Origin of the sequence: Streptomyces sp. NPDC006798, from assembly GCF_040635975.1 — a bacterium.
Classification (GTDB): domain Bacteria; phylum Actinomycetota; class Actinomycetes; order Streptomycetales; family Streptomycetaceae; genus Streptomyces.
The window spans coordinates 59,357-81,491 of sequence record NZ_JBEYIS010000037.1; the positions used below are offsets into that span (position 1 = coordinate 59,357).

Annotated in this window: 14 protein-coding genes and 1 pseudogene; 12 read left to right on the forward strand and 3 right to left on the reverse strand. The window is 75.0% G+C overall.

What is annotated here, in order from left to right; genetic code table 11:
- Positions 1-25: 25 nt before the first annotated feature.
- Positions 26-994: pseudogene (locus tag ABZ714_RS23775) on the forward strand (FAD/NAD(P)-binding protein); the annotation flags it as partial.
- 122 nt (positions 995-1,116) lie between these two features.
- On the opposite strand, the gene ABZ714_RS23780 reads toward ABZ714_RS23775, so the two are convergent.
- Positions 1,117-4,431: a S8 family serine peptidase gene (locus ABZ714_RS23780; protein WP_358827322.1), complete on the reverse strand. Its 3,315-nt coding sequence runs from the start codon at positions 4,429-4,431 to the stop codon at positions 1,117-1,119.
- A gap of 913 nt (positions 4,432-5,344) precedes the next feature.
- Here ABZ714_RS23780 and ABZ714_RS23785 point away from each other — a divergent pair.
- From ABZ714_RS23785 to ABZ714_RS23810, 6 genes are all read left to right on the forward strand, one after another.
- The gene (locus tag ABZ714_RS23785; protein ID WP_358827323.1) at positions 5,345-6,169 is read left to right on the forward strand and encodes a hypothetical protein; all 825 of its coding nucleotides are present in this window, start codon (positions 5,345-5,347) and stop codon (positions 6,167-6,169) included.
- On the forward strand, positions 6,166-7,506 hold the full coding sequence (locus ABZ714_RS23790; protein WP_358827324.1) for a hypothetical protein: 1,341 nt from the start codon (positions 6,166-6,168) through the stop codon (positions 7,504-7,506). The genes ABZ714_RS23785 and ABZ714_RS23790 overlap by 4 nt, the downstream gene beginning before the upstream one ends.
- Positions 7,507-7,512: 6 nt before the next feature.
- Positions 7,513-9,744 (forward strand): hypothetical protein, encoded by a 2,232-nt coding sequence (locus ABZ714_RS23795; protein WP_358827325.1) that lies wholly within the window; start codon positions 7,513-7,515, stop codon positions 9,742-9,744.
- 155 nt (positions 9,745-9,899) lie between these two features.
- Positions 9,900-10,880, forward strand: coding sequence for a hypothetical protein (locus tag ABZ714_RS23800; RefSeq protein ID WP_358827326.1), 981 nt, complete (start codon positions 9,900-9,902; stop codon positions 10,878-10,880).
- A gap of 69 nt (positions 10,881-10,949) precedes the next feature.
- Positions 10,950-11,246 (forward strand): metalloregulator ArsR/SmtB family transcription factor, encoded by a 297-nt coding sequence (locus ABZ714_RS23805; RefSeq protein WP_358827327.1) that lies wholly within the window; start codon positions 10,950-10,952, stop codon positions 11,244-11,246.
- A complete protein-coding gene (locus ABZ714_RS23810; protein ID WP_358827328.1) occupies positions 11,243-11,635 on the forward strand; it encodes a VOC family protein in 393 nt (130 codons plus the stop codon). The genes ABZ714_RS23805 and ABZ714_RS23810 overlap by 4 nt, the downstream gene beginning before the upstream one ends.
- Before the next feature lie 137 nt (positions 11,636-11,772).
- Here the strand turns inward: ABZ714_RS23810 and ABZ714_RS23815 are convergent, their stop codons facing one another.
- Positions 11,773-12,453 (reverse strand): GntR family transcriptional regulator, encoded by a 681-nt coding sequence (locus ABZ714_RS23815; RefSeq protein ID WP_358827329.1) that lies wholly within the window; start codon positions 12,451-12,453, stop codon positions 11,773-11,775.
- A 277-nt stretch (positions 12,454-12,730) separates the two neighbouring features.
- On the opposite strand from ABZ714_RS23815, the gene ABZ714_RS23820 reads away from it, so the two are divergent.
- Positions 12,731-13,147 (forward strand): hypothetical protein, encoded by a 417-nt coding sequence (locus ABZ714_RS23820; RefSeq protein ID WP_358827330.1) that lies wholly within the window; start codon positions 12,731-12,733, stop codon positions 13,145-13,147.
- A 148-nt stretch (positions 13,148-13,295) separates the two neighbouring features.
- Complete coding sequence (locus ABZ714_RS23825; RefSeq protein ID WP_358827331.1) at positions 13,296-14,858, forward strand: hypothetical protein; 1,563 nt, start codon at positions 13,296-13,298, stop codon at positions 14,856-14,858.
- A 284-nt stretch (positions 14,859-15,142) separates the two neighbouring features.
- On the opposite strand, the gene ABZ714_RS23830 is transcribed toward ABZ714_RS23825, so the two are convergent.
- Positions 15,143-15,982, reverse strand: a complete 840-nt coding sequence (locus tag ABZ714_RS23830; RefSeq protein ID WP_358827332.1) for a TetR/AcrR family transcriptional regulator C-terminal domain-containing protein — start codon at positions 15,980-15,982, stop codon at positions 15,143-15,145.
- 391 nt (positions 15,983-16,373) lie between these two features.
- Between ABZ714_RS23830 and ABZ714_RS23835 the strand changes: the two genes are divergently transcribed.
- From ABZ714_RS23835 to ABZ714_RS23845, 3 genes are all read left to right on the forward strand, one after another.
- Positions 16,374-17,384, forward strand: a complete 1,011-nt coding sequence (locus tag ABZ714_RS23835) for a helix-turn-helix domain-containing protein (RefSeq protein WP_358827333.1) — start codon at positions 16,374-16,376, stop codon at positions 17,382-17,384.
- A 74-nt stretch (positions 17,385-17,458) separates the two neighbouring features.
- Positions 17,459-21,427, forward strand: a complete 3,969-nt coding sequence (locus ABZ714_RS23840) for a hypothetical protein (RefSeq protein WP_358827334.1) — start codon at positions 17,459-17,461, stop codon at positions 21,425-21,427.
- Positions 21,428-21,442: 15 nt separating this feature from the next.
- On the forward strand, positions 21,443-22,048 hold the full coding sequence (locus ABZ714_RS23845) for a GNAT family N-acetyltransferase (protein WP_358827335.1): 606 nt from the start codon (positions 21,443-21,445) through the stop codon (positions 22,046-22,048).
- Positions 22,049-22,135 lie beyond the last annotated feature (87 nt).

The following is a 22,135-nucleotide window of genomic DNA, read 5'->3' on the forward strand; positions in this document are numbered from 1 at the left end:
GCGGGCGAGCGAAGGAGAGACGACCATGTCACAGCCGCCTCGGACGGTCGCGGTCGTGGGCCTCGGCCCGCGCGGCCTCGCGGTGCTGGAGCGCCTCAGCGCCAACCACCCGGCCGGGTGTCCCCTGTCCGTCCATGTCGTCGACCCCTATCCGCCGGGGCCGGGACGGGTCTGGCGGACCCGGCAGTCCCCGCATCTGCTGATGAACACGGTGACCTCCCAGGTCAGCCAGTTCACCGATGACAGCGTGGCGTGCGCAGGTCCGGTCAGGACCGGCCCCAGCCTCTACGAATGGCTCCGGCGGCCCGGTACCGGCGCCGCGGCGGAAGCCGGGGGCGGGCCGAAGGCCGGGCTCGGGGCCGGAACGCCCCTGCCCACCGGGCCCGAGGGCGACGGCGGAGACCGGCTCGGCCCCGACGACTACCCGTCCCGGGCCCAGTACGGCCGCTATCTGGAGTGGGTCTTCGACCGGCTGGTCGCCGACGCCCCGGCCGGATTCGGGGTCACCGTGCACCGGGCGACCGCCGTCGAACTGACCGAGGACGCCACCGGCCAGGCCCTGGCCCTGGACGACGGCACCCGGATCACCGGCCTGGACGCCGTGGTGCTCACCCTCGGCCACGGGCCCGCCGCGCCCTCGGCCGAGGAGGAGCGGCTGGCCGCGTACGCCGAGACCCACGGGCTGCGCTACCACCCGCCCGCCAACCCGGCCGATCTGGAGGCCGGCCTGACGGCCGTCGCCTCCGGTGAGCGGGTCGCCCTGCGCGGCCTCGGCCTGGCGTTCTTCGACGTGATGGCGTTACTGACCGAGGGCCGGGGCGGAAAGTACGTCCCCTCCCCGTCCCTCGACGGCGGCCTCCAGTACCTGCCGTCCGGCGACGAGCCCGTGCTCTACGCGGGCTCCCGGCGCGGGGTCCCGTACCACTCGCGCGGCGAGAACCAGAAGGGCGCGTCGGGACGGCACGAACCCCTCTTCCTCACCCTGGAGGCGGTGGGCCGGGTCCGGGCCCCCCCCCGGGCGCCCGTCCCGCGGGGCGGCTGGGCGCGGGGGGGGGCCGGGGGGGCCCCGGCCGGGGGCGGGCCACGCCCCCGGCCGGGGACCGGTGGAGGTTCGGGCTACCGCCCGAGATAGGCGTTGACGACGGTGACGGTGCCCCGGTTGCCGTCCCGGTCGACGACCGAGCCGCGGAAGGAGACGCCCTTCCCCGCCGCCGGGTTGACCACGGGCGCCAGGCCCCGGACGACCGGGAGCGGCTGCCAGGTCCGGCCCTCGTCGTAGGAGATCTCCGTGGTCAGGGTCGCCGGGGTGGTCCCGGCGGCGGCGCCCTGCACGGTCACCGGGACCAGTTGGACCCGGCCCGCCGGAGCGGTGGAGTCCGGTCCGGCCTTCGCGCCGAAGCGGACCACGGAGAGGGGGAGCGGGGTGGGCTCCGCCGTCTTCGCGGAGCGGAAGGTCCAGCCCGCCTCGATCCGGGTCGCCACCCGGGCCACGGTCGTGGGCCGTTCGACGGTCGCCGCCAGGGTGTAGGAGGCGTCGCCGTCCGGCACGGTGAACCGGCCGCGCCCGCTGCCCGACAGCGGGTTGTCGTGCCGGCCGACGAGCACCCCGTCGCGGTGGAGCGTCGTCTCGAACCGCCCGGCGAACGGGACGCCCGGATTGCCCCTGTCGTCGGTGATCAGCGGCACCGACGCCCACAGCTGAGTCCCGTCCCGGACCCCGCCGTAGCCCGCGGGCAGGGCCGGCCCCTGGGCCCCGACGTTGAGGGCGAGTTCGTAGTCGCCGCCCGGTTCGAACCGGCGGGCCGACGGCAGTACGTGCGCCGAGTCGTAGGAGGAAGTCGGTGTCGGGTACTCGGTGACGGCGAAGTTCCACTTCACCCCGCTCTCGGTGGACACCCAGACCTTCTGAGCCCGGTTCGAGGGCAGCGGCCCCGGATTTATCGAGCCCATGGGATGCAGCCCCGGCAGGGTGCCGATCGGCCGGACAGCGCTCAGCTTGCCGGGCACGGAACCGCCCGGCCGGATGGTCACGGGCGCCATCTCGGTCTTGGTGTAATGCTTGGTGAGGCCGGTGGAGAACCGGTCGACCCGGCCGCCGGAGTGGATCGCGTACTGCTTGTCGTCCACGGACCAGACCCCCAGCCGGGCCTCGATCAGCGGGTACTTGGCGGTCCCGATCCCGGCGGTCCTGAAGTTGGCGAAGCCGCCGGTGTAGTGACCCGAGCTGTACGACATCGGGCCTTCGAGTGCGAACCCGAAGTCGGCGGCGACCGATGCCGCGGCCGGATCGGGCACGGTGATGTCGAGCGGCTCGGTCAGCCGGGTGTCGACGGTGACGGTCAGGTCCCGGTCCACCACCACCTCGGGCTGATTGACGATGTCCGTGCCCTGGCCCGGCGGCGGATCGGACGACACGTAGTCGAGGAAGAACAGCCCCTTCGGCACCCGGACCGTGGCCGTGCCGTTCACCAGGTCGGGCTCGTGGTACGTCGCGGCCCCCAGGCCCTCGTAACCGGCCAGCCGGACCATGCCGTTCGGGTCGGGCGAGCCGTCGCGGTCGATCGCCCGCACGGTGACGTCGTACGACTCGACCTCCCGCTCGACGGTCACCGGCGTCCGGACGCTCTGCCCGCCGCCGGTGGCGATCACGGTCGCCGAGTAGCGGCCGTCGCCGCCGCCCTCGACCCGGGTGTCGGCGGTCAGACCGACGGACGCAGTGCCCCCGGCCGGGACGGTGAGCCGCTGCCGGTCGGTGGTGAGGAAGCCCGCGGGGGCGGGCCCGCCCGCCGGGTTCCGGGCGTCCACGGCCAGCTCCAGGACGACATCGGCGGTACCGGTGTTGCGGTACGTCACCGCCTTGGTGGCGGGCGCGTTGTCGTGGTGCGGCCAGAGCTGCTTCCCGAAGGCGAGGGAGACCGGGGCCGAGGAGACGGACTGGTCGAGCGCCCGGCCGACGGTGACCCGGCCCGCGCCCTGGTCGTACGCGGTACCCGCACCGGGCGTCGCCGATCCGGTGAGTACGGCCTTGATCCGGTCACCGGTCCAGGTGGGGTTCTTCTGCTTGAGGATCGCCGCCGCGCCCGCGACGTGCGGAGTCGCCATCGACGTACCGGACATGGCGGTATAGCCGGGTGGCTGCTCGGCATCGGCCGTACCGGCCGCCGCCGCGGCGGTGACACCGACACCGGGCGCGGTCAGCTCCGGCTTCTGGCCCTGGTCGGCCGCGGGACCCCGGGCCGAGAACCTGGCGACGGCGTCGTGGTCGTCCACGGCGCCGACGGTGAGCGCGGCCTCGGCGCTGCCCGGCGAGTCGACGGTGCCGGGGCGCGGGCCCTCGTTGCCCGCGGCGACGGCGAACAGGACTCCCTTTTCCGCCGAGTAGGTGTTGATCAGGGCTTCCAGCGGGTCGATCTCGGGGCCGTCGTTGCCGCCGAGGCTCAGATTGACGACATCCGCGCCCTGGGCCACGGCCCAGTGGACCCCGGCCATCACCCCGGACCAGCTGCCGCCGCCGAAGTCGTCGAGGACCTTGCCGTTGAGGAGAGTCGCGCCCGGCGCCACCCCCTTGAACCGGGCGTCCTTGACGCCCCGTCCGGCGGCTGTGGACGCCACATGGGTGCCGTGGCCGACACGGTCCTTCGCGTCGGCGGATTCGGAGAAGTTCCGCTCGGCCACGACCCGGCCCGCGAGATCGGGATGAGCGGCGTCGATCCCGGTGTCCAGGACGGCGATCTTCACCCCCGTACCGTCGTACGTGCGCGACCAGGCGGCCGGGGCCCCGATCTGCGCGGTCGTCGTGTCGAGGGACGGCCGGACGGCGGCGTCCAGCCAGACCTTCTCCACCCCCGCCGTGGCGCTGAGCCTTCCCTCGGGGCCGGTCCTGGTCAGCGCCTCCCAGAGGGCGGATCCGGTCCGGTGCGTCGCCGTCACCGCGTCCGCCCCCGGCAGACCGCGCAGCTCCGCCGTCCCGCCCGAGCCGCGGACCTCCGTCCGAGCCTTGGCGGTCGACGGGCCGCCGTAGACGACGAGCGCCCGGACGCCGTTCCCGTACACGGCACGGGCCTCGGGGCTGCCCAGTTCGGTGATGTCGAACAACCGCCGGTCCACCGTGTCGTCGGCGATCAGCCGTTCGGCGTCGCGCGGGACGACATGGGTCCGGCCGTCGAAGGCCGTCACCCGGAAGGTCATGTCCTCCCGGCCCGCCGCCCCGCGTACCGACCGGACCCGGCCGTCCCCGCCCACGACCACCCGGTCACCGGTGATCAGGGTGATGGTGGTGCCGGGCGCCTCGGGCCCGGCAGGGGCTTCGGCCCGGGGCTTCCCCGCGCCGCTCCGGCCCTTGTCCCGGTCGTGGGTCCCGGTTTCCGCGGCCCCGGCCGCACCCGTCGCCGTACCGGCCGTCAGTACGGCCGCGAGCGCCGTCACCGTCACGACCCGCCGCCGTGACCGGCGTAATTGATCTGTTCGTCGTTGCAAGTTCTCCCCCTGGGAGATGAGCTGATCGGTCGGACGAGCCGGCTCATCGGTCATCCGGGGGCTGTGAACACAGCCGCGCGGCCCCGGACATACTCAGTATCACCAGGGGAATGTGAACAGGGCAATGTTCCGATGCCGGTGATGGCGAGGAGACGCCAGGAGGGTTTCGGAACGGCTGTGGCGGGTGAATGTGAAGAGGTGGTGCGCGGGATTTCCGGCACTGCCGAACCCCGTTGGCCGGAAAGGGAATGGCGACCGGCGATGCCGACCGGCGGCCCTGGCCCCCGGGGTGCGGGAGCCCTTCCCCGGGAGGGGCTGACAATTCCCTTACACACCATGGTGAACAGGAGTTTCGTCGCCCGTCGGGGTTACTGGTGGGGTGAATTATCTGCGTCGTGAACAGGTATTGCCGGAAAGGCGCCATGGCTGGAATTCCGTGTCACACTCCTCCCCACACTGCTATTCGAGAGATGTGCGGGCGTACTGCCCGAAGGGGGACTTCACCGTGCGTCAGAGCAATGAATCGGGCCGGGCCCGGCGCCGTCGGCCGCAGGGGTGGCGGGGGTGGCGGGGTGCGGTGCCCGCCGCCGCGCTGGCGGTGACGGGGGTGCTGGCGGCGGCGCCCGCGTACGCCGCAGGAGACGGCCCGGGGGCGTCGGCGGGGGCGGAGAGGGCGACCGGGCCCGGCTCCGGAACGGTGGCGTCCGTTCCGGTTCCGAGTGCGACTTCGGGCCCGGGCCGGGCTCCGGCTCCGGGTGCGGGCCTCGCCACCGGGGACCGTACCGCCGGACCCGGATCGGGACCCGGACCCGGACCCGGACCCGGATCGGGGGCCGCCGCCGCGGATTCCGTCGCACCGTTCGCGAAGGTGCTCCCGGAGTCCGGGCCGCTGCCCGTCGGCCGGGCGCTCACCGTCGAGGCCGAGTTCCACAACACCCTCGACACCCCGATCACCGACAGCTTCATCGTCGCCGTCGGACTGCGGCTCGCGCCCCCGGCCGCCGCCCTCACCCCGCGGCAGGTGGTGGTCGAGTGGTACGACGCGGGCGCGGGCAAGTGGCGGCCGGTCGAGCTGGCCCAGGGTGCCGTGGCCCTCTCCGGCTTCCTCACCGTCGACGGCGGCCTGCCGTCCACCGGCACGATCCCCGCCAAGGGCGTCGCCAAGGTCCGGCTGCGGCTCACCCTCGACAAGGCCGTACCGGTCGGTGAGAAGCTCCAGTTCGTCGTCCAGGGCCTGATCCAGTTCGTCCCGGGCACGGATCCGGTGCCGCTGATGGACGGCAAGGCGTCGTACGACGTCAAGGCCGCGCCGCTGCCGTCACCGAGGCCGATCCCCAAGCCCACGCCGTCGAACTCGCCGTCACCGCCGCTGCCGCCGATCCCGTCCGGACCGCCGGACGACCCGGACCCGGGCGGCGGGGTGACGGGCGGCGGTACCGGCGGAACCGGTGGGTCCGGCGGTGCCGGAACCGGCGGCAGCGATCCGCTGCCCCAGACCGGGACCGGCGGCCGGGAAGAACTCGCCGCCACCGGAGTGCCGTTCCTGCCGCTCGCCCTGGGTGCGGCGGGCGCGGCGGGCGCCGGGACCTTCCTCGTACGCCTCCGGGCCCGGACCCGTACGGCCGACGGCGACGGGGTTCGGGGCACGGCCCGGGGTGCCGCCCGGGGCGCGGTCGGCGGTGAGCACCGATGACGGCGGAGACGGATCCGGAAAGGGCTACGGGTACGGGTACGGCTACGGGCCCGGGGACCGGACCGGCCGGGACCCGTACCGGAGCGGATGTCCTGCGGGAGGTCGTCCGGGCCCTGGCCCCCGGCGAACTGCCCCGGCTCGACGAGGCCCGCCGGGCCTACGCCGACGACCCGTTCCCGCCGCAGCGGGTGGAACGCGGCGGCGGGGGAGTCCTCACCGCCGGGGTGGACACGGCGGTCCTGCTGCCCGTACTGATCGCCTTCGTCGCCCAGTTCCTGGCCGATGTCGCGGCCGACGCGGTCCGCCGGGGCGGCGGCGCGTTCACCCGCCGCCGGGCCCGCCGTCGGCGCCGCCGCGAGGCCTCCGACGAACGCCGCGCGGCCCTGACGGACGGCGCCCCCGACCCGGGCGCCCACACCCCCGAAGACCTCCTGCGCTGGGCCCGGGAACACGCCCGCGACTGCGGCCTGCCCGCCTCGGAAGCGGACCGCTGCGCACACGTCCTGATCGTCGCCCTGGTCCCGCCGGGCCCGTCGGCCCCGGTGCCGGTGCCGGGAGGAGCGCCTCCGGCCTCGGGCCCGGCACTGACAGCCACTCCGCCGCCGGGACCGGAAGGCCGGGCTTCGGATGCGGCCCCGGCTTCAGGTCCGGACGCGGAGTCTCGGCCGCCGAACGGTCTGGTACCGGAGCCGGGATCGCAAGGGCCGCCTCCGGGCGCGGTCCAGGGCGCGGTTCCGGGCGAGGCGCTCCCGGCGGCTCCGCCGCCGGACGGCCCGGCCGATGGCGCGGGCACGGGCACGGGTGCGGGCGGGACGACGGCCCCCGCTCCCGGCGCGAATTCGGACCCGGCCATCACCCCGGACCCTGCTCCCGGTCCCGACTCGACCCCGGATCTCGCCTCCGACCCGGCCCCGGACGGTCCGGGTGGGGCCACGGCTCCTGTTCCGGGGCCGAACTCGCCCCCGGACCTCGCCTCGAACGCGGTCACGGGCGCGGCGGCTCCGGTCCGGGTGCCGGGTTCGGGGGCGGTCCTGACCGTGGATCAGAGCCCGGTCGCCGATCCGGCTCCGGACGGCCCGGCCGTGCACCCGGACGCGGCCTCCCCGGACAGCCAGGCCGGGGGCGCCGACGCCGGTACGGGCCCGGCGACGGCCCCTGCTCCGGATCCGAACTCCGCCCCGAACCCCGGCCCGGCCGCCGCCCCGGACCCGCCTCCGGGCGGCCCGCCCCGGGCCCGTGACGCCGGCTCGCGGCCTCGCCCGGCGGACCCGCCCGTAGCTGACTCTCCGCCACCGGTACCGCCGGAACCACCGGCCACGCGACCCGACGGCGGCTGACACGCGATGCGGCCATGGGGGAACCGGGCGCCCCGGGACCAGGACCGGCCCCGGCGGATCCCGGACGGGCGCGGGGAGCACGGTTCCGTACCGGCGGCGCTGATCGCCCGCGCGCGGCTGCCGCAGCCGACGACGACCCGGCTCGTCCAACTCGTCGTCGTCGCCGCCGCGGGCGCCGCCTTCGCCACCTGGTGGTGGCTGGTCAAGGAGCGGGACCACTGGCCCGGCGCCCAACTCGGCTGCCTCCCCGAACCACCGGCCGGGACGGCCGCGACGGCCCCCGACCCCATGACCACCGTCACCGGCTTCACCCGGTGCGTCGACGGCGTGCGGCTCGATCAGGCCCTGGTCGTCCTCCGCGGCCCCATCGTCCTGCTGCTGCTCGCCCTCCTCGTCCGGGCGGCGGCCCGGGCCCGGGCGCTCTCGCCCCGGCGGACCCGCCCCGCCGGGCCGGAGATGGCGGTCCGGCTGGCCGCCGTCGTACCGCCCGGTACGGCCCGGCCCCCGGCCCTCCTCGTACGGCGAACCGGCCGCCCCCGTCCCGGCCGCCGGCCTCTGCCGTGGCCCTACTCGCGGCCCGGCCGGGGGCTCGGTCTCGGCGCCCGCGCGGAGGGCACCGCCCGCCGACCGCGCGTGATCGCCGGGGCCGGGGCCCATCTCCAGCCCGAGGCGGACATCGGCGCGCTGCTCCGCCACGAGGTCGCCCATATCGCCGCCCGGGACGTCGGCCGGGTCCGGCTGGCCATCGCCGCCTGGTGGATCCTGTGCGCCGGGGTCACCGTCCCGCTCGCCGCCGAACTGGCCCCGGACCCGGGAAGTATCGGCGGCGCGCTCGCCCTCCGGCTGGCCGCCGTACTCGCCGTCTCCGGTCTGACGCTCTGCGGCGTACTGCGGATCCGCGAACACGACGCCGACGTACGGGCGTCGGCCGATCCGCGTGACGCCGGAGACCTCGCCTCGTACGTCTCCCGGGACCGGCCGCCGACCCTGCGGCGCCGGATCCCCCGGCTGCTCGGCCTGGCCACCCACCCCACCCGCGAGGCCCGGCTCGCCGTCCTGGCCCGCCCCGGCCGGCTGTGGGGCCTGTCGGTGCCGGAGAGCCTGGCCACCGGGGTCGCCGCCGGCCTCGTCTTCACCGAGGCGGCCCTGCTCGTCACGGCCCTCACCCCCGACAGCGTCGCCACCGGCTACCGGATCACCGGCGCCCTGACCGGCTGGGCGGTCGCCGGGGTCGTCACCGTCGCGCTGTGGCGGGCGGTCGCCGTACGCCACCCCGACGCCTACGGCCTCCGGCCCGCGTACCGGGGCGCCGCCCTCGGCACCGGCCTGCTCGCCGGATCCCAGCTCTCCGCCCGCGCCTCCGGCGACTGGACCGACGCCTTCGGCACCGCGGACGGCCTCGCCGCCGACTTCTCCTTGATGAACGCCGCCCCCGGCCGGGCCGTCGCCCTCGCCGCCGCCCTCGTCGTCGGCGGGGCCCTCTTCACCACCTGGGCCGCCGCCCTGGCCCGGGCCGCCCGCGCGTCGGCCACCGGGCCCCGGTCGGGACCGGCGTGCGCGGCGGCGGTCGCGCTCTCCGGCGCCGTACTCGCCGTACCGCTCGGCACCTGGTTCCTGTTCGCCGCCCTCGCCGCCGTGGAGGCGGACTCCGTGCCGTACTGGGGGGCCGTCGACTCCACCGCCTGGGTCGTCGGCGCCACCCTCACCCTCCTCGGCGCGGTGACCCCGTTCGCCCTGACGGCGCTACGCCGCCGGGCGCCCCGCCCCCGGCTCGTACCGGCCCTCGCCGCCGCCCTGTTCGTACTGCCCGCGGCGGCGGTCTGGATCCCGCTCGCGAACTCGGACGATCCGAGCCCCCGCCGGGTGCTGCTCCCCGGGACGATGCCCGCGCCACCCGGCGGCGGCGGGGTGCTGCGCGCCCCCGTGGAACCGGTCCGCGACGACCGGCCCGTGGACGTCGACGACCTTCCGGTCCTGCCGCCGCCGGGCGCGGACGGCCACCCGGAGGAGGTCCGCGACCCCTTCAAGGCGTGCCTCGCCCTCAACGTCGGCAAGTCGGCGCTGTGGGCGGGACCGGAGGGACGGAAGGAGACGGCCGAACTCCTCGACGCCGTGGACGACACCGTGCTGAGGGCGGTCTCCGCCGCCCTGACGGAGGCCCGTTGGGCACCCGTGCACAGCGATGTGCGGCAGGCGGCGATCCTCCGCTGCGATCTGCTGCGGCGCTACGGCCGGTGAGCCGTACGAGGCGGGCCGGGTCGTACGGGGTCGTACGGAGCCGGGCCCGGCGGGGCGGCCCCGGGCCTCCGGTGCCGTACGCCTCCCGGACCCCGATCGCCCACCCCCATCCCCACGACCGTGTCCGTCCGTCCGTCGCCCGTCAGGAGTCCGTGATGACGCCGATCAGCAGCACGACGCCCCACGCGCCCGGGAGCCGTCCGGCGGCCCCCGGGGGAGCCTTCCGGCGCGCCCGGCGCCGTACCGCGGCCGTACCGGCGCTGGTCACCCTGCTGCTCGCCGCCGCGACCGGCTGCGGCGACGGCGGCGGGGGTGACGACCGGGCGGGCCGGGTCCGTACGACCGCGTCGTCGACCCCCGCCCCCGAGCCGTCGGGCGTCCGGCCGAGCCCCACCGGCCCCGCCACCGCGAGCCCGCCGACCGGCTCGCCCGGCTCGACCGGCTCGCCGTCGCCGGGCGGCAGCCGGACCCCCGGGCCCACGGGCACCACCTCCGGGCCGGACCCCACGGACGGCGGTACGACCCCGCCGCCGACCCCACGGCCCACCACACCGCCCCCGCCGCCGGTGAAGCCGCCGTCGGCCGACCGGCTCGCCCGGGCCCTGTTCCCCACCGCCGGGCTGCCCGCCGGATACGTCCGTACGGTCCTGCCCAGCCATCCGCCGAACCGTTCGAGCCGACCCGACTGCGTCCAGCGCCTCAACGCCCTGGAACTCCACCGCACCACCCACCCCGGCGCCGTCGAGACCCGGGCGGCGTGGGCCCGGAGCCGCAGCGGGCCGTTCCTCCAGCAGGTACTGCGGTGGTACCCGGGCCGGGCCGCGTCCGCCCAGGTCTCGACGGCGGCCCGGGAGCTGTCCGGCTGCGGTACGTACGAGCTGGCCTGGCCGGACGGCGACACGGCCCGGCAGACGGTCACCCCGCTCGGCGGAGCGGGCATCGGCGACACGTCCTGGCACGCCGCCATCACGGTCCGGTACGCGGCGGCGACCGTGGAGGAGACGATGGTGCTGGTCGCGGTGCGCGGCTGCCTGATCGTCCTCAGCCATCTGGGCAGCCCGGCGGCGCCCGCCAGGGCCCAGACCCTGGGACTCGCCCGGACGGCGGCGGACCGGCTGCCGGACTGCCGCACCTGAGTCCCCGCCCCGGCCGGGGGAGCCCGGCCCCGCTTGATAGGCAAGTGGCGACTTGCCTATCGTGGGGTCATGGCAGAAGATGTCTTCAAGGCCCTGGCCGACCCCACCCGGCGGCTGATCCTGGACGAGCTGGCGGACCGGGACGGTCAGAGCCTCTTCGAGATCTGCGCCAGGCTGACGGCCAAACACGGCCTCGGGCTGTCGCGCCAGGCGATCAGCCAGCATCTGGCCGTACTGGAATCGGCGGGTCTCGTCGTCCCGCGGCGTCAGGGCCGCTACAAATTCCACGACCTGGACACCGAGCCGCTGACGCGTGCCGTCACCCGATGGCTCGAACCCCCCGAAACATCGGAGAAAGCCCCATGAGGATCCATGTCACCAGCGTCTTCGTCGAGGACCAGGAGCAGGCCCTGCGCTTCTACACAGAGGTACTCGGCTTCGTGAAGAAGAACGACGTACCGCTGGGCGGCGGAGCCCGCTGGCTGACCGTCGTCTCCCCGGAGGCCCCCGACGGCACCGAACTCCTGCTGGAGCCCTCCGGCCACCCGGCGGTGCCCCCGTACAAGACGGCACTGGTCGAGGACGGCATCCCGGCCGCGTCGTTCGCCGTGGACGACGTGCGGGCCGAGGTCGAGCGGCTGCGGGGGCTGGGTGTGGTCTTCACCCAGGAGCCGCTGACGATGGGCCAGGTCACCACCGCCGTACTGGACGACACCTGCGGCAATCTGATCCAGATCGTCTACGTGGCGGGATAACCGGATCGTCCCGTACGGCCCGGCCCCCGGCCCCGGCCTCGACGGGCGCCGCCGGGGGCGTACGACCCCCGGCGCCCGCCCCTCGCCTTCGTCCCGGTCCGCCTCCCGGTCGGTCCGTGTTCCGGTCCGCTTCGAGGTCAGTCCGGGTGGCGGATCAGCGCCGTCCGCTCGCCGACGCGGTACGCGGCGCTCAGCCGGATGTGCTCGGTCATCACCCGCTCGGCGCTCTCCCCGTCCCCCGCGCCGATGGCGTCGAGGATCTCCGCGTGCGCGTCGACGATATGGCGCTGGACGTGGTTGTCGTCCAGCCAGAGGGACGCGTCCTGCGGGACGGGGTAGCTGTTCCGGATGGCCCGGGCCTGCTCGCCGAGGAACGCGGGCCCGCCGATGTCCGTGATCGCCAGATGCAGCCCGCGGCTCAGCTCGCCCAGCCGCTCGCGCCGCCCCGCCACGATGTCCTCGACCATCGAGGCGTGCACCGCCCGCAGCCCGGCCAGCTCCTCGGCCGTGATCCGGGCGGCGGCCAGCCGGGCGCCCAGCCCCTCCACCACGGCCCGTACGTCGTAGTACTCGACCAGGGCCTCGTCGCTGAGATCGATGACCGTGGCCCCGTGATGGCTCTCGTAACTGATCAGCCGGTCCTTCTCCAGCCGCCGCAGCGCCTCCCGCACCGGAGTGATCGACACCCCCAGCCGGGCCGCGACCGGCGCCGCGCGCAGCGGGGAGCCGCCCGGGATCCGGGCGTTGCGGATGTCGTCGAGGAGGACGCCGTACACATAGTCGGCCTTGCTCTGAGGCGCCGTCCGCCGCTTCCGCACACCAACCACCCCTTCCATTGCGCCAGTCCGCCGTGCCCGGAGGCCGTGCGCACCCGGTCGGGGCGGTAACTACCCATTTCTCGACGTGATGTGACCGTGAGCGCGAACCTCTTTGCGGTCCGTGCGGCCGCTCTTCCGCAGCGCGACGGGGCAGCGGTATCACTTCCGTCACAGGGCGCGCAGCCGCCCCGCGTACGGGGTGACCGACCGTGCCCCGTAAGGAGAACGCCGCCAGGCACCCATCCGTGAAACGCCCGAACCCCTGAAAGGGATCACAGTGAAGAAGCGCCTTCTCGGCACACTGCTCTCGGCCGCATTCCTCGGATCCATCGCGACGGCCGCCCCGGCGACGGCCGCGCCGGCGGGCCCGGACGACAACTTCCACGTGTGTTACTTCAACTCCGACTGTCTGTTGGGCTACACCTCCGGTCTGATCAAGTGGAACTGGGGCATCCCGAACATCACTGGAAAGGTCTACAGCGAACCGGGCAGCGGGTCCTCCACGACCGCCGTCTTCGAGGCCTTCGACGGATCGAAGATGATCGCCTCGGACTCGCGGACCGTCGCGTCGGGGAACAAGGATCTCGCCATGCTGCTGGGTAACGCGAACGTCGACCGCGTGAAGATCACGGTGTGTAAGAACTTCGCCGCGGGCACGCTGTGCGGCCGGCCGGAGAACTACAGCCGCGCCTGACCCGCGCCCCCGGCCGCCCTCCGATCCTCGGCGGCGGGCGGCCCGTCCGTGCCGTCCGGCAGTGCCCCATGACGTATCCCACCCGATGAGGGGACCCGACTTGCACCCACGACCGTACGGAAGGAAGAAGCCGCGGCCCTCCGCGGCCGTGGTCCTGTTCGCGCTCGTCGCCGCCCTGTGCGCCCTGCTGCTGCCGGGCGCCGCGGCGGCCGGGACCACGGCGCCCGAACCCCGGCCGCCCGCGCCCGTGGCCGCCGCCCTTCCCGGCGGCAAGGCCAACTGGGTCGTCTCCGTGGGCCGCCTCCAGGACACCAGCGACGCCGTACGCCCGCCGACCTGGACCCGGCTCGGCTATTACGTCTTCGGGACCGACGGCACCGTCAGCACCCGGTACTGGCAGTGGGGCCAGGCCGACCAGGCGCCCCGGATCAACGCCAAGAAGGCCGACTGCGGCGGAGCCGTTCCCGTCTGCGACGTCCGTACCGCCGACGGGTTCACCGGCGCGCCGACGGGCGCGTACCGGGGGACGTACACCCACACGCCCGGCGGGAAGCTGACCGTCGTCTGGCGGACCGGCGCGACCGGCGCCGCCCTGCCCCGGCCGCTGACCGAGCACTGGGACGTCACCGCCTCACTCGCCGGAGGCGACGTCGCCCGGATCACCAGCCCCACGTTCTACCCCGGCGTCCAGGACAGCCCGACCCGCCCCGGACCCGTACAGTTCCCGGCCCCGGGAGAGTTCAGCGACTACGAGGCCAACTTCGGCGTCGGCTACGGCAGCAACGCCCCGCTCACCGACCAGAGCCGGACCCCGATGGGCTCCCTGGCCACCGACGCCCGCTACAACGCCCGCCATTACCTCGGCTCCTTCGTCTCGATCGGCTCGGGCAAGGTCCACCGCGAATGGGCCGGCGGCTACTTCACCTTCAGCGCCCGCGACGGCGAGAACACCGCGAACCCGTGGAAGCCCTGCCCCGACGGCGGCTGTCTCGGCTATCTCCAGCACGACACCGGATGCAAGGACGTGAACTACCCGGACAAGGACCGGGTCCGCTATCTCGCCGAGACCGGCGGCGGACGGCAGAACGCCTCCGAGTACTGGTGCCAGACCCTGACCAAGGGCGCCAAGGACTGCTATCCCGCCAACTCACACGTCCAGCCGATGCTCCAGGTCGTCGGCGACTCCGGCCGCTTCTACGGCTGGGTCGGCGTCGAGGCGTCCCCGCACGTCGACACCCGTACCCTCCAGCCCACGGAGTTCTGGACGCAGTACTACTTCGGGATCTTCGACCAGGTTTCGTATGAAGAACTGCGACCGCTGATCCCGGTCCGGGCCGTGGTGCCCCAGGCCCCCGCGACCGACTTCCGGCTCGACTACGGCAACAGCAACGCCATCGGCTATCTCCGCTGGCCCCGGGGCGGCGGCGAGGGACCGGTCACGTACAGCGGACGGAACCGCCCCGTGAGCGGCTGCCGCTACGCCGAGTTCACCGCGTACGCGGCGGACGGCACCTCCGTATCGAGCACATCGAGCCAGTTCTGCGCGGACAACCCGAACGCGACCGTCCGCGACTTCGCCGGAACCCTTACCCTCCCGGGTACGAACCCGGGGCCGGTACGGCGGGTCAAGGTCGTGTACTGGGTCTCGGACCGGCCCGGGGAGTGGCGCCCGGGCCCCGAGACCAACTGCACGGCGACCGGCTGCTCCTGAGCCCGGCCGCCGGTCGCGCCCGGCCCCCGGCACGCCGACCGCCGCATGAGAGTGGCCTCCATGGCGGCGGCGCGTGCGACCGCGGGGCCGGCCTCCTCCGTCCCGTCCCTCTCCCCCGGGGGACGGGACGGAGGGCCTTCTCTCGCGTCTCCGGGTCCTTACTTGTCCCCCGTTCCGCCGGAGGGGCTGTCCGGACGGACGGCCGCGCGTACGGCCCCGGCCGCGTACGGCTCCGTACGCCTCGGTACGTCTCCGTATGTGCCCGTGCCTGTCCGCCGGGGCCGCTACGACTCCGGGACAGCGGCCTCCGCCCGTACCGGCTCCTTCCGTGCCCCCTCCGGCCCGGCCCCGGGCCTCTCCGCCCCGGACCCCTCCGCCCCGGATCCATCCGCTCCGGACCCCGCCCCGGCCCCCTCCGCCCCGGCCGTCGCCGCGAGTCGCGCCGAGATCCCGTCGAGCAGGAACTCGAATCCGGCGGCGAACAGGTCGTCCCAGCCGGTGCAGTAGATACCGTCGTTGAGGACGAGGTGGGGATACCGGTCACTGTTGTCCCGCATCAGCTCCCGGCCAGCCTCCCGCTCCGCGTCGGGGACACGGAGAGTCGACCCCGACCAGGTGAACCCCATCACATGGTTGAACAGGGCCCAGGTCGCGGACTTGAGTTCGGTGCCGTGCAGCCCGGCCCGGGCGAGGGCGGCCTGGAGAAGTTCCATCCGGGCCAGGAAGTTGGGCCCCACCGACGGCGGGCGGCTGGCCAGCGCCGCGGTCGACCAGGGATGCCGGAGCAGAGTCTCCCGGATCCCCGCCACCACCGCCTTCACATCCTCCCGCCACGGCCCGCCGGACGCGCCCGCAGCGCCCGGCGGTGGCCCGAAGACCGCGTCCAGGGCGAGATCGACGACATTGTCCTTGGTGTCGATATGCCAGTACAGGGACGGGGCCATCACGCCGAGACGGTCCGCGAGCCGCCGCATGGTGAGACGGTCGATACCCTCTTCGTCCAGCAGCGCGACGGCGGCCGTCGCGATCCGGTCGAGTGAGAGCGGGGGCTCGCCCCGTGGCGTCTTCTCGGGCCACAGCCAGATGTTCCAGGTCGTACCACCCCTGGTCTTCCCGCCTGTCACGCCATCACGCTCCACGTTCCGTTGCCGTCGGTGCGTCGCCCTTTGTCCCGGGCGCCCCCTGTCCCGGGCGTCCCGCGGAAGCCCGGCCGATCGCGTTCCGACGGGCCGTACGAGTCTCCGCGGACCGGGCAACCGGCCCCGGGAACCGGCCGGTTAGGGGGCGGTGATTCGCTTCTGCCGTGCCGTCAGTGTAGTAGCGTGAAGGAGCGATCTAACAGTGTTAGGGACGTCGATCAACGTTCGACTACGTAGCAGACAGGTCGGGGACCGACCCCCCGACGGCCCTTCCGGCGGCTCTACGACCGGCTCCGCCGTCCCGCGCCCACCCCCGCGGGCACCGCGCGCCCCGCGCCACCACCGGGCGACGGCGGCTTCGCAGAGAGGCAGTGCATTGATCCCACTGATCGGAACGGACCTGGTTCCCGTCACCGACCGATTCGACTGGTTCACCGACCTGGTGAGCCGTGATGTCGCCCCGGTACGGATCGGCTGTCCCGACCCCGTCGCCTTCCAGGCGCGCGCGGGCACGCTCGAACTCGACAGCACCGCGTTCTCGATGTTCGAGTACACGCCCGTCCAGTCGGTCCGGACGCCGTCGCTGATCCGCCGCTCCGATCCGGAGCACTACCAACTCGCCCTTATCACCGGGGGATCGATGATGTTCTCCCAGCACGACAACTCGGTGGCGCTGAACACCGGTGACTGGGTGCTGTTCGACACCTCCCACGAACTGGAGTCCTGGACGACCGACCCGGCCGGGGTGCGCCATGTGATGCTCCGGCTGCCGAGAACGGTGATCCCGCTGCCCTCCGACCGGACCGACGGACTCCTCGCCCGGCGGCTCACCGGCGGCGGGGGAGTGGGCGACGTCCTCCGGGGCTATCTGCTCTCCTGCGCCCGGCACGGCGGCCGGATCCCGCAGGCCGACCGGCGCAGGCTGGACACCGTCACCCGGGACCTGGCCGTGACGTTCCTCGCCCACCACCTCGACCGGCAGCGGACCCTCCCGGACGAGACCCGCCGTACGGCCCTGCTCACCCGGATCGACTTCTTCATCGACGTCAACCTGGGCGACCCCCGGCTGACCCCGGCCGCGATCGCCGCCGAGCACCAGATGTCCCTGCGTACCCTGCACGCCCTCTTCGAGGGGCGCCGGACGACGGTCGCGGCGACCATCCGGGAGCGCAGGCTGGAGCGCTGCCGGCGGGATCTCCGCGATCCGGCGCTCGCGTCCTGGCGGGTCGCGGACATCGCCGCGCACTGGGGGTTCACCAACCCGTCCGTCTTCAGCCGGACGTTCCGGGCCGCGTACGGCGCGGCGCCGGGCGCCTACCGCAGGACCGAACTCCCCGCGGGCCCGGGAGGCGGGCACGCCGAACGGATTGTCAGTGGCGCGTGCTGAGATGGGCACCACGGAGGCCGCCGGGGTCGTGGCGCGGCGGTGGGAACCGGGGAGCACGGGGGACGGACACGGACATGCCGAGTACCGAGCGGACGGAAGAGCGTGACGGGCACAGGGGGCCGGGCGGCCCGGCGGAGCAGCCCCTCACGGGGGACGAGACGAGGCTGCGGGACGGACTGCTGGCCCTGCTGACCGCCGAAAGCCCGGCGGGAGAGCCCCCCGGGCCACCGGCACCGGCACCCGGGGACGCGGCGGCGGAGCTGCGGGCCGCGCTCGCGTCGGGCCGGACGCCGGGGGCGGCCGTGGCCCGGCTCGCGCGGGCGGCCCGCGCGGCCGGTGAACTGGACGGGGACCTCGTCGCCGCTCTCATCCACCGGACCCGCCCGGCCCGCGCGCTGGCGGCCCTGCCGCTCACCCCACCGCCCGACGGAGGCGCCCCGCGCGAGGGCACCGCCGCAGGGACGGACGCCGCCCGGGAGGCGGCACCCACGGCTCCCGGGGCCGCCCTCGCCGAACCGCTTACGCCCGCCCCGCGGACGGGCGGCGAGGACCCGGAATCCGCCACTCCCCACCCCGTCCCCGCCGAAAGGTCCGGGCCCGGCGAAGGCCCCCGCGCCACCCACCCGCACCCCCGGACCCACCCCCGGACCGAACTCGCGGCGCTGGTGGAGGGTCATCTCGCGGCCGACCCCCGCCGCTGGCGCGGGCTCCACGACCGGCTCGGTGCCTTCCCCGGCACCCTCCCCGACCTGCTGGCATCCGCTCCCGTCCCGGTCGAAGACGCCCCGCTGCCACCCGCGTCCACCACCGCGACCCTCGCCCTGCTGCTGGAACACACCCCGCCCGGGTGGGCCGCCGCCGCGGTGGCCGCCCTGCCGGACCGCACGGTCAGGGACCTGCTGTCCCGGGGGACCGTGCCCGGCCCCGTACTCACCGGTGCCGTACTGCGGTACGGCGATCCCCGGACCAGGACGGCCCTCGCCCAACACCCCCGGCTGGACGCCCGGATCCTCAAGGCCCTGGTCTCGGCGGACGACCCCGGGGTCAACGCCGCCGTCTACCGCAACGCGCGCTGCACGCCGTCGCTCCGCCGGACCATCGCGCACGCGGTCGACCGGGTACCGCTCGACCCCGGGCTCCGGGCCGAACTGCTGTCGTCCGGCGGGGAGCCGACCCGGGGCAGAACCGCCCCCTTCCTCGGCAGCGGAGACCCCGAACTGGTGGTCAGGGCCCTGGCGCACGGGGCCCGCGGAGTGGCCCAGCGGTACGCGCTGCTGCGGATCTGGGAGCGCCGGGGAGCCGGGGCGCTCCGGGCCGTACTCGCCGACCCGTCGGCGGCCCGCTCCCTGCTCCCGGCCGTCCGGGACGAGGTCACGGCCGCCCTCGACACCCCCGGCGGAGCGGCCCGGCTGCGGTCGGACGGCGAGGCGTACGAGGACCCGGCGACCCTGCCCCGGCTGCTGGCCGCCGCCCGGGGCACCAGCACCCTGCGCGATCTGCTCAACGAGCCGTACGCGCACGACATGCCCGCGATCGCCGCCGCCAACCGCCGGGCGCCCTTCATGCCGAAGGCGGCCCAGGACCTGGTCCGCCACGAGGACGCCACGGACGAGGACCGGGCCGCCTTCCAGCTCACCCTTCTCAACGACGCCTGGCGGCGCGACCGGGTGGCGGGCGACCTCACACCCCCGGGGCGGCGGCTCGCCACCGAGGAACTGCCCGAAGCGGCGGGCCGGTGGGCGGTCGGCATGGTCCGGGCCGGACTGCTCACCCCCGTCGAACTCCTCACCGCGGCCCGCCCCGCCGCGCACGCGGTCGCCGCCCTGACGGACCTGGCGGCGGAGGGCCTGTGGAGCCCGGCGGACCGTAAGGCGCTGGCGGCCCTGCTGCCGCCCGCCGAGGGCATCACCCCCACGACCTCGCGAGTGCTCGCCGCCCACCGGGGCACGCTGCCGGAGGCGGCGACGGCCCTGCCGCCCCTCGCGCCCTCCGAACCCCCCTCATCTCCTCCCGCATCCCCTTCTGCACCCCCTTCCTCCTCCCTCCCTCCATCCCCCTCCTTCGCACCCCCCTCGGAGCCGGGGAGTGAGTGGGCCAGGGCGGCGCTCGGGGCGGTGGATCTGCTGCTGGACCTCGCCCCCGACGGAACGGCACCGCTGCCCGAGGACCCCGGGGTACTCCGCTATCTGGCGGCGCACCGGGTCGCGGACACCCCGGGATGGCACCACCCGGCCTGGCTGGAACGGGCGCTCTCGGCCCGAGGCGAGCCGGAGCGGGCGCACCGGTGCGAGCCGCCGACCCGGGACGAGGTGCTGGCACTGCTCGGCGAGGCGACCGACTGGGGCCGGGCCGAGCGGCTGCTCGAACGGGCCTGGCTGCACGGGGTGATCGGATCCGAGGACCTGCTGACCCGCTGCCCCGCCGTATGGCTGCTGATGGGGCACTACCGCTGGGACGAACTCACCTTCGCCGCCGCCTGGGAGCGGGCCGTGGCGAAGCTGCTGGAGCGGGAGCTGGGTACGGACCCCGGCGCCTGGCTCGCGTTCGCTACGGTCGCCGACGAGGCACTGGCCGCGACCGACTGGAACGGCCCGGGACACGGCCCGAGCTGGCGGGACCTGCTGACCCGATTCCGTACGCCCCAGCCGCCGTCCTCCACCTCCGCCTCCACCGTCGGCAACCGGCCCGGCGACGGCCCGCCGTGGTCACCGAGGGCGGGCGGAGCCGGCCCCTCGGCGCCCCGCCCCGCCCCCGCCACGGCCGACGAGGCCCTGAAACTCCTCGCCCGCGGCGACTACCGCTGGCCCTGGCCCCTGGGCGCCCTGCTGTGCCTGGCGCCGGAAGGCGCCGTGGCCGCCGTGCTGGCGAACGCGGCCCCGGACACGGCCTGGCGGCTGGCCGCGTATCTCATGCGCCGCACCCCCACCCCCCGTCCGGCATTCGAGCGGCTGCTGGCCTCCGGGGACCGTACGGCCCGCCGGATCCTGGCCCGGGAGGCGCGACGGCTCGACGAGCCCTCCGTGGCCCGGCTGGCGGACCTCGCCGACCCGGAGGTCGACCTGGCCCTGCTACGCGGCGGCGCCGACAGCCGGATCCGGCGGCGGATCGTGGCCAGACCCGGCCGACTGGCCGCCGACGTCCTCGCGGGGGCGGCGGCGGACCCCGCGGCACCGATCCCGGGCGGCCTCGTCTGGCTGGAGTCCGCCGAACCGGAAATGATCGCCCTGACGGTCACCCGCGAGGGCAACCGGCTCAGCCTGGCGCAGCAGTTGACGGCCTGTCTCAACACCCTGCGCCACGGCGGCCCGAAGGCGCTGGCCGGACTGGCGGACGGAGGAGCGCTCGGGGCCACCGCCACCCGGCTGGTCCAGAAGGCGCTCACCGGACCCGACCCGGCCGAACCGATCACCGCCCGCCGGAACCGCGAACTCGCCGCCGACCGGCTGGTGAAACGACTCCGCCGGGCCAAGGGCCCCTGGGATACGGCCCGGATCCTCGACGACCACCCGGGCGCCCCCGACTGGCCGGGCCTGGAAGCGGCCCATGCCCAGGACCCCGTCCCCGCCTGGGAGACGGTCGTACGGAACGCCCGCGCGCCCCACGGCCTCCGACTCCGCCACGCGGCCCGGCTACCGGTCCCGTCCCGCCGGACACCCCCGGCGGACCGGGACCTGACCCTGGCCCGGCTCCGCCACGGCCTCGGCAGCTGGACCCGCGAACCGGTCGACTTCCTCTACGACGACCTCCTCCGGGACGGCCGGATCACCGGCGAGGAACTGGTCCGGGAGACGGCCCCCGCCGCCACCGTCCTCGCCTGGCTCAACCGCGCCCGCCGCCGCGACGACACTCCCGGCCAGGAGGTCGAGAAAGCCCTGGCGGCGGTCGCCGAACTGCTCCGTACGACCCTCGGCGACGACCCGCGAGCCTGGCACAGAACCTTCGCCCGACTCACCGAACAGACCCCGGACCAGAGCCTCCTCACCCCTCTGCCCGAACTCCTCGCCCCTTCACCCGACCCCGCCCCCACCAGCCCCAACAGCTGATTGCAAAATACATCTATGGCTCTTAAGAACCCCCCGGCCACGGCGGTCGCCGCCGACGCCGCGACGATCAGCCGCTCCCTCGCCCGCGCCTTCGACGACGACCCGATGATGCGCTGGTTCTTCCCGGTCGACGAGACCCGCGAGGAATCGCTCACCGCCTACTTCGGCACCATCTTCAGCCGCCAGTACGTCCACAACGCGGTCTGCGAGCGCACCGAGTCCGCCGCGGCGTTCTGGGTCTCCCCGGAAGGCCGGGACAAGGCCGTCCCCGACGAGGACACCATCCGCGAACTCACCGCCATCCTGGGCGACCGCGCCGACCTCTTCGGCGCCGCGGTCCAGGCCGCCGCCGCCCACGGCCCCCAGGAACCCCACTGGTACCTCGCGGTCATCGGTGCCGACCCCGCCGCCCAGGGCACCGGCCAGGGCGCGGCCCTCCTCCGCTCCGGCCTCGCCAAGGCCGACGCGGCGGGCCTCCCCGCCTACCTGGAGTCCTCCAAGGAGTCGAACCTCCCCTTCTACGAGTACTTCGGCTTCACGACCCAGCAGCAGCTGACCCTCCCGGGCGGCGGCCCCACCCTCTGGTCCATGCGCCGCGCCCCTCGCCCGGCCTCGGCCTAGGGCGTGTCCGGAAAGTCCCGCCTGGCCCGCGACGCCCGGCACGCACAATCGCTGTGTTGTCGGGATTCCCAAGTACGTCCAGTACGA